This is a genomic window from Chromobacterium sp. Panama (assembly GCF_003052555.1).
GTDB lineage: Bacteria > Pseudomonadota > Gammaproteobacteria > Burkholderiales > Chromobacteriaceae > Chromobacterium.
Window position 1 is genome coordinate 2,376,066 of sequence record NZ_QARX01000001.1, and the last position, 13,794, is coordinate 2,389,859.

Annotated in this window: 11 protein-coding genes; 2 read left to right on the forward strand and 9 right to left on the reverse strand. The window is 63.8% G+C overall.

Going from position 1 to position 13,794, the window contains the following annotated elements; genetic code table 11:
* The 9 genes from DB032_RS10635 to tssK all read right to left on the reverse strand — a co-directional run bounded on the left by DB032_RS10635 (position 1) and on the right by tssK (position 11,110).
* Positions 1-1,326, reverse strand: coding sequence for an HDOD domain-containing protein (locus tag DB032_RS10635; protein WP_107799460.1), 1,326 nt, complete (start codon positions 1,324-1,326; stop codon positions 1-3).
* Positions 1,313-2,056, reverse strand: a complete 744-nt coding sequence (locus DB032_RS10640) for a class I SAM-dependent methyltransferase (protein ID WP_227103703.1) — start codon at positions 2,054-2,056, stop codon at positions 1,313-1,315. The genes DB032_RS10635 and DB032_RS10640 overlap by 14 nt, the downstream gene beginning before the upstream one ends.
* 19 nt (positions 2,057-2,075) lie before the next feature.
* A complete protein-coding gene (gene motB / locus DB032_RS10645) occupies positions 2,076-3,005 on the reverse strand; it encodes a flagellar motor protein MotB (RefSeq protein ID WP_107799461.1) in 930 nt (309 codons plus the stop codon).
* 15 nt (positions 3,006-3,020) lie between these two features.
* Complete coding sequence (motA, locus tag DB032_RS10650; RefSeq protein ID WP_107799462.1) at positions 3,021-3,878, reverse strand: flagellar motor stator protein MotA; 858 nt, start codon at positions 3,876-3,878, stop codon at positions 3,021-3,023.
* Between the two features lie 192 nt (positions 3,879-4,070).
* Positions 4,071-6,692: a type VI secretion system ATPase TssH gene (tssH, locus tag DB032_RS10655; protein WP_107801812.1), complete on the reverse strand. Its 2,622-nt coding sequence runs from the start codon at positions 6,690-6,692 to the stop codon at positions 4,071-4,073.
* Between the two features lie 148 nt (positions 6,693-6,840).
* On the reverse strand, positions 6,841-7,326 hold the full coding sequence (locus DB032_RS10660) for an Hcp family type VI secretion system effector (protein WP_107799463.1): 486 nt from the start codon (positions 7,324-7,326) through the stop codon (positions 6,841-6,843).
* A gap of 125 nt (positions 7,327-7,451) precedes the next feature.
* The gene (locus DB032_RS10665; RefSeq protein WP_107799464.1) at positions 7,452-9,095 is read right to left on the reverse strand and encodes an OmpA family protein; all 1,644 of its coding nucleotides are present in this window, start codon (positions 9,093-9,095) and stop codon (positions 7,452-7,454) included.
* Between the two features lie 12 nt (positions 9,096-9,107).
* Entirely contained in the window at positions 9,108-9,770 is a 663-nt protein-coding gene (locus tag DB032_RS10670) for a DotU/TssL family secretion system protein (RefSeq protein WP_107799465.1), read from the reverse strand.
* Positions 9,767-11,110, reverse strand: a complete 1,344-nt coding sequence (gene tssK, locus DB032_RS10675) for a type VI secretion system baseplate subunit TssK (protein WP_107799466.1) — start codon at positions 11,108-11,110, stop codon at positions 9,767-9,769. Before tssK ends, DB032_RS10670 begins: the two co-directional genes overlap by 4 nt.
* Positions 11,111-11,612: 502 nt before the next feature.
* Here tssK and tssB point away from each other — a divergent pair.
* Both tssB and tssC read left to right on the forward strand, forming a co-directional pair.
* Positions 11,613-12,119 (forward strand): type VI secretion system contractile sheath small subunit, encoded by a 507-nt coding sequence (gene tssB, locus DB032_RS10680; protein WP_107799467.1) that lies wholly within the window; start codon positions 11,613-11,615, stop codon positions 12,117-12,119.
* A 15-nt stretch (positions 12,120-12,134) separates the two neighbouring features.
* On the forward strand, positions 12,135-13,667 hold the full coding sequence (tssC, locus tag DB032_RS10685; protein ID WP_107799468.1) for a type VI secretion system contractile sheath large subunit: 1,533 nt from the start codon (positions 12,135-12,137) through the stop codon (positions 13,665-13,667).
* Positions 13,668-13,794 lie beyond the last annotated feature (127 nt).

Genomic DNA, 13,794 nt, shown 5'->3' on the forward strand with positions numbered 1-13,794 from the left:
CTATTGCGGCAGCAGGGTCAGGCGCGCCACTAAATCCTTGAAACGGTGGTAACTGTCCTCGTCGATCGCCTGGCCGCTATGGCCGTTGTCGACATAGAACACGCCGGACAGCGCATGTCCGACAAACAGGGTGATCAGGGCGAATTCATTGTCCCCGACATGCTCGAAAAACAGGTCCTCGTAGCGCCGCTCCAACTGCTGGCGCACCAAGGCCGGCGCGTGAAAGCTTTGCGGCTTGCTGGTCAACACCGCGAAGAAAGAGCCCGGCTCCAGCCCCAGGGCCAGCTTGCGCAGCGGATGGCTGTCGCCCAGGCCCAGCTGATAACGCAGCTTCAGCGCATGCGCGTCCTGATCGTAACGGTAGTACAACACCCGCTCGAACTTGAGATCGTTGGCCAGGTGGCGGATGGATTCGCGTATCGCCTTTTCCATCTGCTCCGCGTCGCTCAAGGCCGCGGTTTTCTGCAAGCTGGGCCGCTTGTACTCCCCTTCCAGCATCAACAGACTGCGCACCGGGTACATATAGCCCACCGCCCGGGGGTGGCGCGCCACCGACAAGGCCGCGTGCACCACCGCCTGATGCGCCAGATGCGGCGCGCAGCCTATCAGCTTGGCCGCGGCCTCCACGCCCACCTGCCAGGTGCTGCGCCAAATGCCTTGCTCCAGAGAGTTGGCGGTGGCCATCGCCAGGCGCAGCAATTGGCGGCGCTTGGTCGGACTGCCCGGCCCCAGCAGGGCGTTCAGGCCGGTGGGCAAGGGCATCAGCTTGATGAATTGCTCCAGCACCTGGGCGTAATCGCAATCGAAGGCGTTGGACATTTCCTGCAGCAGCGGGCGGTCCGGCAATTGATTGCGCTGCATCATGAACAGGCAGGCGGGCAGATTGTACAGCAAGGCGGCCACGAAACAGTCTTCCACCTTGTGATCGCCCTGCAGAGACAGCCACTCCTTGATCAGCAAGGCGGCCACCCGGGAGCGGCCCAGCCAGTCCTCCACCGCCTCCAGCACCTCGGTGTCCAGCTTGTCCGGCACCGCCTCCAGCGCGGCGACGCGGCCAAAGCGGTTGGTCACCGCCTCCAGCCCCATCAGCAGCAGCGTCTGCTCCACCGAGGGAATGCTTTCATTGCGCTGCAAGGCGCGCGAACCGCCCACCACCCGGACCAGGTCCAACAGCAGAAAGGGGTCGGACAGACAGAGATTGGCAAGGTCGGTGAAATTGATCAGATCGCTGTGGCGAGCGCAGATGTCCTTCAGCTCGCCCAGCGTATTGGGCAGAATCGGCCAACGCCGTTCGGCGATGGACTTGATCCAGTTAGCAAGCTCCATGTGGGTGGCGCCAGATCAGTAATTCGGTTTGCAAAGCGCCTCCCAGCGGGATGCGTTCATCGGGTTCGACATCGGGCACGGCGAAGGTGTTGCTGACCAGCAGGCTGCCGGGCCGGCCTTCCGCCACAAACTTGCGCCAGACCTTAGCCATCGGCTCCGGGGACAGAAACACGTACACCGCATCGTACTCTCCCCAAGATTCCCTCCAAAAACTGCGGCAGGCGAACTCCAGCCGCCGCGGCCGCCGCGCCAGCCACCAGCGCGCGCGGGCCAACAACCAGCTGCCCCAGGCGCTTTCCAGCGCCCTAACCCTGACATCCGGCCGCAGCCGGCACAGCCAGACCGCCAGCCGGCCGTCTCCGCAGCCAGCCTCCAGCAAGGCGGCCCGCCCCGGCAGGCGCTCGGCCAGGCGCTCCGCCGCCTGAGCGGAAGAGCGATACAAGGGCACGCGTTCCAGCACAGCGTTGCGGCCCAACGCGAAAGTCAGCGCCAGTCCCAGCAAATACACCCAAGGCGGCAAGGCCGCCTGATGCATCAAGGCCAGCGCCGGCACGAACAGCCCGTGCAGCAAACGCTGCCAGCCCGGCAGGCGCATGAAAATGGCCAAGGCCGCCGCGCACAGGCCCTGCAGGATCGCCCAAGCCAAGGGCTGGGCGGCGGGGGCGACGAAATACATCGCCGCCAAGGCCGCCAGCACTTGCAGGCCCAGATGGCGCAAGCGGCTCAACAAGGCAAGGCTCGCATCGGCATTATTTGGCCGGCGCTTCCGCCGGCGCCTCTGCCGGCTCCGCCCCGCCCTCCGCGGGCCCGCCAATCACATCCTGGTTCATCTGCGGCTTGTAGCCGTCGTTGAGGATATTGCTCTCGGCTTCCTTGTTCAGCACCACGATGGCGATGCGCCGGTTTTCCGGGCTGAACACATTGGTCTTCACCAGCGGGTTGGCCGAGGACAGGCCCACCACGCGCAAGACCTTGTTGTCCTGCAGGCCGCCCGCAACCAGCTCGCGCCGCGCCGCGTTGGCGCGGTCCGCCGACAGCTCCCAGTTGCTGTAGCCGCCCTGGCCGCTGCCGAATGGCTTGGCGTCGGTATGGCCGGAGATACTGATCTTGTTCGGCATCATGTTCAGCTCTTTCGCCAGCTGCTGCAGCAAGACGCGGGTATGCGGCAGCATGCGCGAACTGCCGGAGTCGAACATCGAACGGTTCTGCTCATCCACGATCTGGATCTTCAGCCCGTCCGGGGTGATTTCCAGCTTGAGCTGATTCTTGTACTCCTTGAGCAGCTCGCTGTGATCCACCGTGCTCTGGATCTTGTTCTGCAGCTGCTCCATCGACGCTTTTTCCTGCTGCTTGCGCATGATCTCGTCTTGCGGCGAGCCGGACTTGTTGACCTGGCCGGTCTGCTTTGTCAAATCATTGCCGCCGCCCTTGATCACCGAGGTGGCGTCGCCGGCGCCGGCGCCGCCGGACAGCGCCACCTTCAGCGGCGTCTTGAAGTATTCAGCGATGCCGTTCAAGGTGCCCTGCGACGCGGAACCCAGCAGCCACATCAGCAGGAAGAAGGCCATCATCGCAGTCACGAAGTCGGCGTAGGCGATCTTCCAGGCCCCGCCATGGTGGCCGTGGCCGCCCTTCTTGATGCGTTTGACGATAATGGGCCGTTGCGATTCGTCAGCCATGATCGCGCCCCCCGCTTATTTCTTCGCCTGTTTCACATGGTCTTCCAGTTCCTTGAAGGACGGACGATCATGCGAAGCCAGCACTTTGCGGCCAAACTCCACCGCCACTTGCGGCGCGTAGCCGTTGAGGCTGGCCAGAATGGTGACCTTGATGGTTTGGTAGACTCGGGTGCCGTCGCCCAGCTTGTGCTCCAGAATGGTGGCCAGCGGGCCGACAAAGCCGTAGGCCAGCAAAATACCGAGGAAGGTGCCCACCAGCGCGTGGGCGATCAGCATGCCCAGCTCGGACGGCGGCGCGCCCACGGACTCCATAGTGTGCACCACCCCCATCACCGCCGCCACGATACCAAAGGCCGGCAAGCCGTCGGCCAGGCCCTTGACCGCGTTGACCGGCACTTCGCCCTCGTGATGGTGGGTTTCGATCTCCACGTCCATCAGGTTCTCGATCTCGAAAGCGTTGAGGTTGCCGCCCACCATCAGGCGCAGGTAATCACAGATGAATTCCACCACGTGGTGGTCGTGCAGAACGGTGGTGTATTTGGAAAAGACAGGACTGGCTTCCGGATTCTCGACATCGGCCTCGATGGACATCAGGCCTTCCTTGCGCACCTTGGTCAGAATCTCGAACAGCAGCGAGAACAACTCCATGTAGAAGGCCTTGCTGTAAGGCGTGCCCTTGAACACGGTGGGGAAAGCCTTCATCGTGGCCTTCAGCGGCGCGCCGCCGTTGGCCACCACGAAAGCGCCGAGCGCGGCGCCCGCGATCATCACCACCTCCAGCGGCTGCATCAACGCGGCGAGATGCCCCCCCGCAGCGACGAATCCCCCCAGCACGGAGCCAAGAATTATGAGGTACCCGATTCCGACGAACATGCGTCAAGTCCTGTCTTTGTGATTTTTCGGATCGCTGCGATTTCCATTACAGCACGACTTTTATTCTATTCATAATAGAAAAAGCGGATTGAATTGTATCAATCCGCTTTCCCAGCTGCAAAAAACATGGAAGGTGATATTCACTAGCGCTGAAAAATGACGAAGCCAAGTATCGGCGAGGCTCCGGGACGATTACAACAACGTCATTTCCAGCTGATCGTCCTGCCCCGCCGCCAGCGCAATCCGCGCCGGCATGCCCCCCCGCTCCAAACGCCACTGCAAACACTGCGCCGCCATTTCCGGCAACAACTGCTGCCGGATCAGATGATCCAGGCCTCTCGCGCCGTTGTCTCGCCTACCGCAAGCGCCGGCCATCGCCCGCGCGCAGTCCTCTCCGGCCTCAAGCTCAATGCCTTGCGACTCTTTCAGATGCGCGGCCAGCGTCGCCAGCTTCAATTGAGCGATCTCCGCCAAGGCGGACTCGGACAGCAGCCCAAACGGCACCACCTGCATCCTCGCCAGCAGCGGCGCCTGGAAATGGGCCAGCAACACGGGGCGCAACGCGTCCAGCCAGGCCCCGCGCTCCCACTCCCCCTCCTGTTCCAGCAACAGCTCGCTGCCAAGATTCGACGTCATCAGAAACAGGGTATTGCGAAAATCGATCTCGCGGCCCTCCCCATCCCGCATGAAACCCCGGTCAAACGCCTGGTAGAACAGGTTCAGCACATCGCGGTGCGCTTTTTCCACCTCGTCCAGCAAGATCACGCTGTACGGCCGCCGCCTCACCGCCTCGGTCAGCACCCCGCCCTGGCCATAGCCGACATAACCCGGCGGCGAGCCTTTCAATTGCGAGACGGTATGCGCCTCCTGATACTCGGATAGATTGATGGTCAGCAAGGCCTGCTCGCCGCCAAACAAAAGATCGGCCAAGGCCAGGCCGGTTTCGGTCTTGCCGACGCCGGACGGCCCGGTCAGCAAGAACACGCCCAAGGGGCCTCGCCCCGGCGCCAATCCGGACTTGGCCGCCAGCAGGGACTGGGCGATCTCGGCCACCGCGGCCTCCTGACCGCGCACCCGTTCCCGCAAGGCCGGCGCCAAACCCAATAGATTGGCCGCGTCATCCGCCAGCAGCTTGCCCACCGGCACCCCGGTCCAATCGGCAATCACCTCCGCCACCAAGGCGGCGTCCACGTCGGCGGCCGCCAGGCGGCGTTCCCCTTGCAAAGCAGCCAGATCGGCCCGCGCCTGGGCCAGCCGCGCCGCGCCGTCCGGCCGCCCGGCCCACTCCTGGCATAGCCTGCGCAGCGCCTCTGCGCCCTGCCGTTCCTGCTGGTAACGCCCTTGCAAAGCCTCGTTCTCAAGCCGCGCCGCCGCCAGTTCCGACTCGATCGCCCTCAGGCGGGACTCAAGCTGCGCGTTGCCCGCGCCCAGCCGCGCATCCTCCCGCAAAGCCTCGCTCTCGCTTTCCAGCGCCAAGACCCGCGCCTGCGCACCCTGCAGCTCCGCCGCGGCCCCTTCCAGGCTCATCCGCGCCCGCGCCGCCGCCGTGTCGATCAAATCCACGGCCTTGTCCGGCAACTGCCGGCCGGCCAGGTAGCGCCGCGACAAGCTCACCGCCGCCGTAATCGCCTCGTCGCGGATCGCCACCCCGTGATGCTCGGCATAGCGCGGCTTCAAACCCCGCAGCATCAAACAGGCCGCGGCATCGTCCGGCTCGTCCACCCTCACCATCTGGAAACGACGCTCCAGCGCCGCGTCCTGCTCAAAATACTGCTTGTACTCGGACCAGGTAGTGGCGGCTATCGTCCGCAGCTCGCCGCGCGCCAGCGCCGGCTTCAGCAGATTGGCCGCATCGCTGCCGCCGGCGGAATTGCCGGCGCCCACCAGCACATGCGCTTCATCGATGAACAGCAAAATCGGTTCCGCCGCCGTGCGCACCGCCTCTATCACCTGCTTCAACCTCTGTTCGAACTCGCCCTTGCCCCCCGCGCCGGCCTGCAACAAGCCCAGATCAAGCACGAGCAGACGCACCCGGCGCAATGCCTCCGGCACCTCACCCGCCGCAATGCGCAAGGCCAGGCCCTCGGCCAAAGCCGTCTTGCCCACCCCCGGCTCGCCCACCAGGATCGGATTGTTCTTGCGCCGACGCAGCAAGATATCCACCATCTGGCGCACTTCCTTGTCGCGCCCCAACACGGGATCGATCAAACCCTCGCGCGCCTTGGCGGTCAGATCGCCGGCAAAACGGCTCAACACCTCAGGCAGCTCATCCGCCGCCGCGGCCCCGTCGCGGCCGGCCTCCGGCGGCGCAGACGCCGCGGCCTCCACAGATCCCAACGCCTCGGATTCCGCCGACACCTGCTCCAGCCAGGCCCAGCGCGCGCGCACCTGCGCGGCGGACAAACTGAATAATGGCCAGGCCTGCCGGCAAGACAAACGCTCCGGCGCCGCCAGCAAGGCGAGGTATAGATGAGCGGAACGCATCTGCTGGCCGCCGAAATCCAGCGAAGCGATCAACCAGGCGGCCTGCAGCAACTCCTGCAGCCCTCGCGACAAGCCCGGCTTGCCGCGCCGGTCCCGCGGCAGGCGCTCCAGCGCGGCCAGCAAGTCTTGCCAGATCTCATCCACGTCGATCTCGTAATGCCGCAGCAAAGCGGCCAGATCGCCGTCTCCCTGCTCCAATAACTTCACCAGCCAGTGCTCAACCGTGATTTCGGCATGCGTGCGCGCCTGGCACAACCCGGCCGCCGCCTCCAGCGCCCGGGCGCAGTGCTCGTTCAGTCTCCGCAGCAAATGAACAGAATCGAGAGTCATGTCCGTCTTTTCCCAAACAAAGCGCATGCCGGCCAGAAAGGCCGGCATCGCTAATTCCCTTGGACCCCCGCCGGCAAGCGCGAGGCGCTGCGACGAACCGCCAAGCCGGCCGCTCGCCTAAGCCCCGCGCTTGCCGTGCGCGGCGGCGCTAACGGTTTTCAATCCAGCTGTCGGAGTGGATGATGTTGCCGTCCTTGTAAGCCCAAGTTATTTTCTCGTAGCGCATTTCCACCTCCTCCAAGTGGTTGTAGCGCTCGCGGTCCGGATCCTTGATGTTGTACATCTTAGGCGCCACCGACACGACCTTGACGTTGTCCAGCTTGATGTTGAAGTACTCCTGCTCGCTGCCGGCGTCGTCGATCTGATACCACTTGAACTCGACCTCCTTCAGCGTCTGGCCGCTGGTCACCGCCTTGTACAGATAAGGCGATGAAGCATCGAACTCCTTGACCAGGGTCAGCGCCTCATGCACGCGGGTGCCGGTCAACTTGCCGGTATTGCCATCGGTGGGAATGCGCACCGCGTGGTCGAACTCCACCACCTCCACGCTGTTCTCCCGGCCTTGCACCGTCACAGAACCCTTGATGTCCGCGCCACCGTCGTCTTTCAACCACATATACGCTGGTATCGCCATATCAAACCCTCCTTGGTTTAACTTAATAACTTAAGTTTAAACAAGCTCGCTCGCCGTCTCGTCCTAGCTCGACGCCGCGGAGCGAGCGCGCCGCACCCTGCGGCCTCCTCGCCGCCTGCCGCCCGTCACCCGACGGGCAGCGCCGGCAGCAAGGTAATCTCTACTCGCCGATTGCGCGCCCGGCCCTCCTCATCCTCATTGCCCGCCAGCGGCCGCGTAGCGCCGTAGCCCTGGATGGCAAAACGGGTCAGCGGCAAGCCGGTCTCCTGCGCCAGCCAGTCGCGCACCGCCGCGGCGCGCTGCAACGACAAGCGCTGATTCGCTTCCGCCTGGCCCACGCTGTCGGTATGGCCGGCCACCAGCACATTTCGCTCCGGATAAAGCGCCAGCGCCGCCAATGCGGGCTGCAACGCCGCCTCCGCTCCGGCGCGCAACACCGCCTTGCCGCTATCGAACAAGGACAGGCTGTCCAGTGACACCGAGGCCGGAGCCGCCGCCGGCGGGCGGTAATCGGCTATCAGCCGGGCAATGCGCTCCCGCCACGGCTGAGCCCGGTAAAAGCCGAATCCCAAGCGCAAAGGCACGCCGAGATCGACATGGCTCCGCAACTCGCGCGCGTCGCCTTCCAGCGTCAGCAGCGCCTGGCGACGCGCCTCGTCCCGCTCTATCGGCAGCGCGCGATAATGCGCGACATTGGCCGACAAGCGCTCCAGCAACGCTCGGTTGGACCAGGCCGAAGCGGCGAACGCCGCCACGGCCGTCAGGCAAGCCAAGAGCCAAAGACTCAAAACCAGCCGCCAGACGGCAGGCAGGCGCGCGCCCGGTGCCAAACCGAACAGCCAGCTTCCAGGCACACCTTCCGGCTCGCCCGTGTCCAGGCTTAGCGAACGCACGGCCAAACCGCTCAAGGCCTGCCGGCAACGGCCCCACGGCGACAGCGCCGCGTCCCGCCCTTGAGCCGGCAGCAAGGCGATGCCCTGCAAGCCGGGCGCCGGGGCCGGCGTCGCCCCCTGCAATATGGCGGGCAAGACCTGAGCGCCCAGCCAGCCTCCCACCGCGCCGGCGCGCAAACGCAAATCGAAAAGCGCTCGCGCGCCCTCGTCGCCCAAGGCCGGCGGCTGCAGTTCCATCCGGCCGCGCCAATCCTCCAACCGCTCTCGCCACTGCCGCAGGCTGGCGCACGGAGCGCCTTGCAACACCACGCCCAGAGCGCCGTCCATGCCCGCGCTGCGCGCCGGCGCGGGGAATCCCACCAATAAATAAACCGGCAAGCGGCAAGCCAAACGACGTTCCACGTCGGCAATCGCCTGTCGCCACGCCTGCAAGCGCCCCAACCAGGCCGGCTCGCTGCATTCGGCCGCCGCGTCCAAACGCAAGGCCAAGGCGTCCGGCGGCGAACCCCGCCGCCAGGCCACCAGTTCCGCTACCGCGCGCTCCAGCAAAGCCGGAGTCGGCACCATCACCCTCAGCACGCCGTCCTCCACCGCCACATAGGCGCCGCGCCGGCTTTCCAGTTCCACCACCGCAGCGCGCCCGCTGCGCCAGCCCTGCGGCAAATCCAGCAAACCCGGCAGCAACAGCTCCCACGTCGCGCCGTCGCGGCGCCAGCGCCGCAGCCTCAAGCCCGCCCAGCCCAAGCAGAACGCCGTAGCCGCCAGCCCCGCGCCCAGGCGCGCCGCCCCGCTCCACGGCGCCATTTGCACCAACCACCACAAGGCCGCCGCCAGCGACAGCGCCCATAAACAGAAAAAATGCGCGTGAATACGCATCGCCCGCCCCCTTTACGTCAACGCCAAGGCGGCATCGGCGGCATTCAACCAGCCGCTCAGCGCGGCATGCGCAAGCCACACCGCAAGCAAGCCCGCCCCAGCCGCGGCCAGCGGCAAAGCCAAGCGCCGGAAACGCCGGGACGCGCCGCCGCGCAACATGGCAACCCCACCGTCGAATTCGCCGGAAGGCAGCGGCAAGGGCGCAGGCAGGCCCGCGCTCAACTGCCCCAACAGAACCTGACTGGCCGCGTCATCCTCCCCGCCGCGAAACCCCAAGGCCAGCACCATCGCATAGCACCAGCCCAGCGCCGGCTCCGCGGCCGGCTGCGCCAAATGCGCCCGCATCTGTCCCAGCAGCACCTCGCCGGCCTGATAACTGTTGAAAAAGCGCACTTGCAAAGGCTCCCGCGCCCAAGCCGCCCGCTTCGCGCCCTCAAGTCGGCGCAGCGCCGCCTCGTCCAGCAAGGCGCATTGCGCGTAACTGGCCCGCTCGATCAAAGCCTCGCCTGCGCCGGCCTGACGCAGCGCCTCGCGCGTCGCGCTCACCAGTCCGGCCGCGTGCTCGCGCCAATCCTCCACATGCTCCGGCGCGTCCTTGTCGGCCAACATCGACACCGTCAGCGCGGTGTCCCGGAAACTGCGGGCCAAAGCCTCCGGCGGAAATTGCTTGCTCATGATTTCAACACCACGAAGAGTTCAACCACCACGCCCGGCAAAGACGCGGGCACATAGCAAGAGCACGCCTGCGCGGCCAACATGCGCTGGAAGGCCGGATGGCCGGCGTCCAGAACGAAGTACAGGTTTTCCATCCGCACCGGCAAGGCGGCGGGCAAACGCGGCGGCACGCTCAAAGGCACGCCGCCGGAAGCGGTGCTGACCACGGTCTCCACATCCTCCGGCGCGCCGATCTTGCACACCGCCGGAAAACGCTCCAGCAACTGCGCCGGCGGCATATCCGCCCTCACCGACAGATAAAAACCGCCCTGCTCGCCCAGCCTGGGATCAGCCAACTGGCCATGCCACATCGACGACTCCCCTTTCTGCAGAGGCACCGACACCACCTGGGAGGGGATCACCGTATCCAGGCAGCCCCTGATCCAGTCTTCCAGCCGCAGGAAACCCGGCCTGGCGTCTTCATGCCGGTAAGCGGGAATATCCGCCAGATCTTGCTGTAGCGAAAACGTGGACAGCATGCCGCACAACTGCGCCAACGCTCGGTGCAGCGTTTCCGGGTGGCTGGCCGGCGTCTGCCGCAAATGCGCCAGCACCGGCCAGGCGCTGTTCACGCAGTGCAAAAACCAGAACAGGCCCGCGTCCGACACTGAAAAATCCACCAAGCCGTGTCCGCGCTCGCGGCGGCGCTCCGACAACTGGCGGCTGCGCGCCAGCAGCATCTCCTCTATCCGCCCAAGCATGTCCAGCAAACCCGGCGCGGTGTCCAAACGCAGCGCCGGCGGCCAGAACGTCGCATCCCGCGTCCATCTTCCCTGACCGTTGCGGCTCAAACGCAGCAAGGGGCAACAGACATAGTCAGCCCGCTCCTCAAACTCCAACAGCAAGCGCAAATTGCCGCGCTCCACCGCCAGCTCCGCCGGCGGGCCGTCGTACAAGTCCTCCACTTCCAGGTATTCGCAACGTTGCCGCCTGGGCCGCGCCGGCGTCTCGCCTTCGCGCTCGCAATTGCCTCCCCCGGCCTCCCACAAAGGCAAGCCCAGAAAAACCTGCACGCTCAGCGCCTCGGCCGGCGCGGCAAAATCCCGCGCCGGCGGCAAGCGGTCCGCCTCGGCGCAGTCGACCACGGCGCCGTCCGGCAGGACCAAACGCAATCTTTCCAGCTTCAGCTTGCCCAGGCTCAGCGCGGCCTCATCCCACTCCACCTCCCAACAGCCCCAAAAATAGGGCTGAGCCAAACGTCCGAACAAGGCCGCCAAATGGGAAAACCACAAGGACTGCTGCTGAAAATGCTGAGGGGACAATAAAGCGCCCTCCACCCACATCGGACGAAAAACTTTCATGCGGACAACCTCTGATTAGGCTCTGAAACAGCACGCCGTAACATTGAAAACAGCGCACGGAGTTTTTGAAAATTCACAGCAAGCCAATCACAATAAAAAATCAAAAATAAATAATCAATAAAAACAAAAAACATTTTCAAAAATTAAACCATAAAATCAATCCAAAAAAACAAATAAACTATTTATGACATTGAAATCAACAAGGCACGAAGCCATAAACATGGCGTATTCTAGCCACCAAACAAGCCACCCTGTCAACCCAACGACCATATTGCCTCAAACCCCATAATCTGGTTAACATTGAAAAACAAAACGAAACATACATAAATACAAAATCAAATAACGCAAGCTTGTTGACCTAAATAAAAAAGGGGAAAACACAGAATACCCGCCAGATCGCGCATCGCAAAAAACACGGCGACGACGCGAAAGATGGCCAACCGCCCATTTGCCCGCATGGAAAATGGACATGCTTCAAACCTTGATCGCAGGAGGAAACACCATGGCTGAAAGCTTTCAAAACGAAGTGCCCGCCGCGCGGGTCAACATCAAGCTGGACCTGCATACCGGCGGAGCGCAGAAGAAAGTCGAACTCCCGCTGAAACTGCTGGTGGCGGGGGACTACAGCCATGGCCAGGAACAGCGGCCTCTGGCGGAACGGGAAAAGGTGTCCATCGACAAAAACAACTTCGACGCGGTGCTGGCCGAACTCAACCCCAAGGCCAAGCTGGTGGTGGAAAACACGCTGGCCGGCGACGGTTCCGAAATGGCGGTGGAACTGGACTTCAAGGCCATGAAGGACTTTCACCCGGAACAGGTGGCGGCGCGGATTCCGGAACTGCGCGCGCTGCTGGCGATGCGCAATCTGCTGCGCGACCTCAAAGCCAATCTGCTGGACAACGCCTCCTTCCGCCGCGAGCTGGAAAAAATCCTGCGCGACGACTCCCTCTCCGCCAACCTGCGCAGCGAACTGGAACGCATCATCCCGCTCAGCCAAGCCGCCCACTAAATCAGGAGCCCGCTCATGTCGACCCAAAAACAACAGCAGCCCGAGGACACCATCGTGCTGGAGTCCCCGGCCAGCGTGTATGAATCGCTATGCGCCAAGATCAACCTGTCCCCGGTGGCCAGCGCCCAGCCCATCGAGGCTTACCAAACCGCGGAAGCGATGTCGGACGCGCCGCTGGACGAACGCATCGCCGTGGCGGTGAACGTATTCCTGAAAATGATTCAGGAATCCTCGCAAAAAGTGGACCGCCTGGACAAAAGCCTGCTGGACTTCCACATCGCCCGCATCGACGCGCAAATCAGCCGTCAGCTGGACGCGGTGATGCACAACCCGTCCTTCCAGCAAATCGAATCCGCCTGGCGCGGACTGCGTTTCCTGGTGGACCGCACCGACTTCCGCAAAAACGTCAAGATCGAAGTGCTGGACGTCAGCAAGGAAGACCTGCGCAACGACTTTGACGACGCGCCGGAAGTGATTCAGAGCGGCCTTTACCAACACACCTACATCCAGGAATACGACACCCCCGGCGGCGAACCGATAGGCGCCATCATCTCCAACTACGAATTCGACCGCGGGCCGCAGGACATCGCCCTGCTGCGCGACATCGCCAAAGTGTCCGCCGCCGCCCACATGCCCTTCATCGGCGCCGTGGGACCGGCCTTCTTCGGCAAGGAGAGCATGGACGAAGTCGCCGCCATCCAGGACGTGGCCAACTACTTCGACCGCTCGGAATACATCAAATGGCGCAGCTTCCGCGATAGCGACGACGCCCGCTACATCGGTCTCGCCTTGCCGCGCTTCCTGGCCCGCCTGCCTTACGGCCCCGACACCGTGCCGGTGCGCAGCTTCAACTACGCCGAAAACGTCAAAGGCCCGGACCATCAGCGCTACCTATGGACCAATGCCGGCTTCGCCTTTGCCGCCAATATGGTGCGCAGCTTCATCGGCAACGGCTGGTGCGTGCAAGTGCGCGGTCCGCAGGCCGGCGGCCTGGTGGAAGACTTGCCCATTCATCTGTACGACCTGGGCATAGGCAATCAGGTGAAGATCCCCACCGAAGTGCTGATACCGGAAACCCGCGAATTCGAATTCGCCAACCTGGGCTTCATCCCGCTGTCCTTCTACAAAAACCGCGATTACGCCTGCTTCTTCTCCGCCAACTCCACGCAAAAACCGGCGCTGTACGACACCAAGCAAGCCAGCGCCAACAGCCGCATCAACGCGCGGCTGCCCTACATCTTCCTGCTGTCGCGGCTGGCGCACTACCTGAAGCTGATCCAGCGCGAAAACATCGGCGCCACCAAGGACCGCCGTCTGCTGGAACTGGAGCTCAACACCTGGATCAAGCTCCTGGTCACGGAGATGACCGACCCCAGCGACGAACTGCAAGCCTCGCACCCGCTGCGCGACGCCCAGGTCGTCGTCGAAGACATCGAAGACAATCCGGGCTTCTTCAAGGTCAAGCTGTTCATCGTGCCTCACTTCCAGGTGGAAGGCCTGGACATCAACCTGTCCCTGGTCTCGCAAATGCCCAAGGCCAAGAACTAAGCGCTCCCTCGGGCCGCCTCCACGGCCCGAGGGGCAAGTCCACCTGGAGACTCCGCCATGCCGCCGCAACAGTTTTATCACCTGAAGATCGCCGAACTGCCGGCCGAGCTGCTGTCGGTCGAATCCT

Bases quoted from the DNA above. Each gene is read 5' to 3' on its own strand.
- DB032_RS10635 (WP_107799460.1), bottom strand. From the start codon at position 1,326: ATGGAGCTTGCTAACTGGATCAAGTCCATCGCCGAACGGCGTTGGCCG.
- motB (WP_107799461.1), bottom strand. From the start codon at position 3,005: ATGGCTGACGAATCGCAACGGCCCATTATCGTCAAACGCATCAAGAAG.
- motA (WP_107799462.1), bottom strand. From the start codon at position 3,878: ATGTTCGTCGGAATCGGGTACCTCATAATTCTTGGCTCCGTGCTGGGG.
- tssH (WP_107801812.1), bottom strand. From the start codon at position 6,692: ATGACTCTCGATTCTGTTCATTTGCTGCGGAGACTGAACGAGCACTGC.
- DB032_RS10660 (WP_107799463.1), bottom strand. From the start codon at position 7,326: ATGGCGATACCAGCGTATATGTGGTTGAAAGACGACGGTGGCGCGGAC.
- DB032_RS10665 (WP_107799464.1), bottom strand. From the start codon at position 9,095: ATGCGTATTCACGCGCATTTTTTCTGTTTATGGGCGCTGTCGCTGGCG.
- DB032_RS10670 (WP_107799465.1), bottom strand. From the start codon at position 9,770: ATGAGCAAGCAATTTCCGCCGGAGGCTTTGGCCCGCAGTTTCCGGGAC.
- tssK (WP_107799466.1), bottom strand. From the start codon at position 11,110: ATGAAAGTTTTTCGTCCGATGTGGGTGGAGGGCGCTTTATTGTCCCCT.
- tssB (WP_107799467.1), top strand. From the start codon at position 11,613: ATGGCTGAAAGCTTTCAAAACGAAGTGCCCGCCGCGCGGGTCAACATC.
- tssC (WP_107799468.1), top strand. From the start codon at position 12,135: ATGTCGACCCAAAAACAACAGCAGCCCGAGGACACCATCGTGCTGGAG.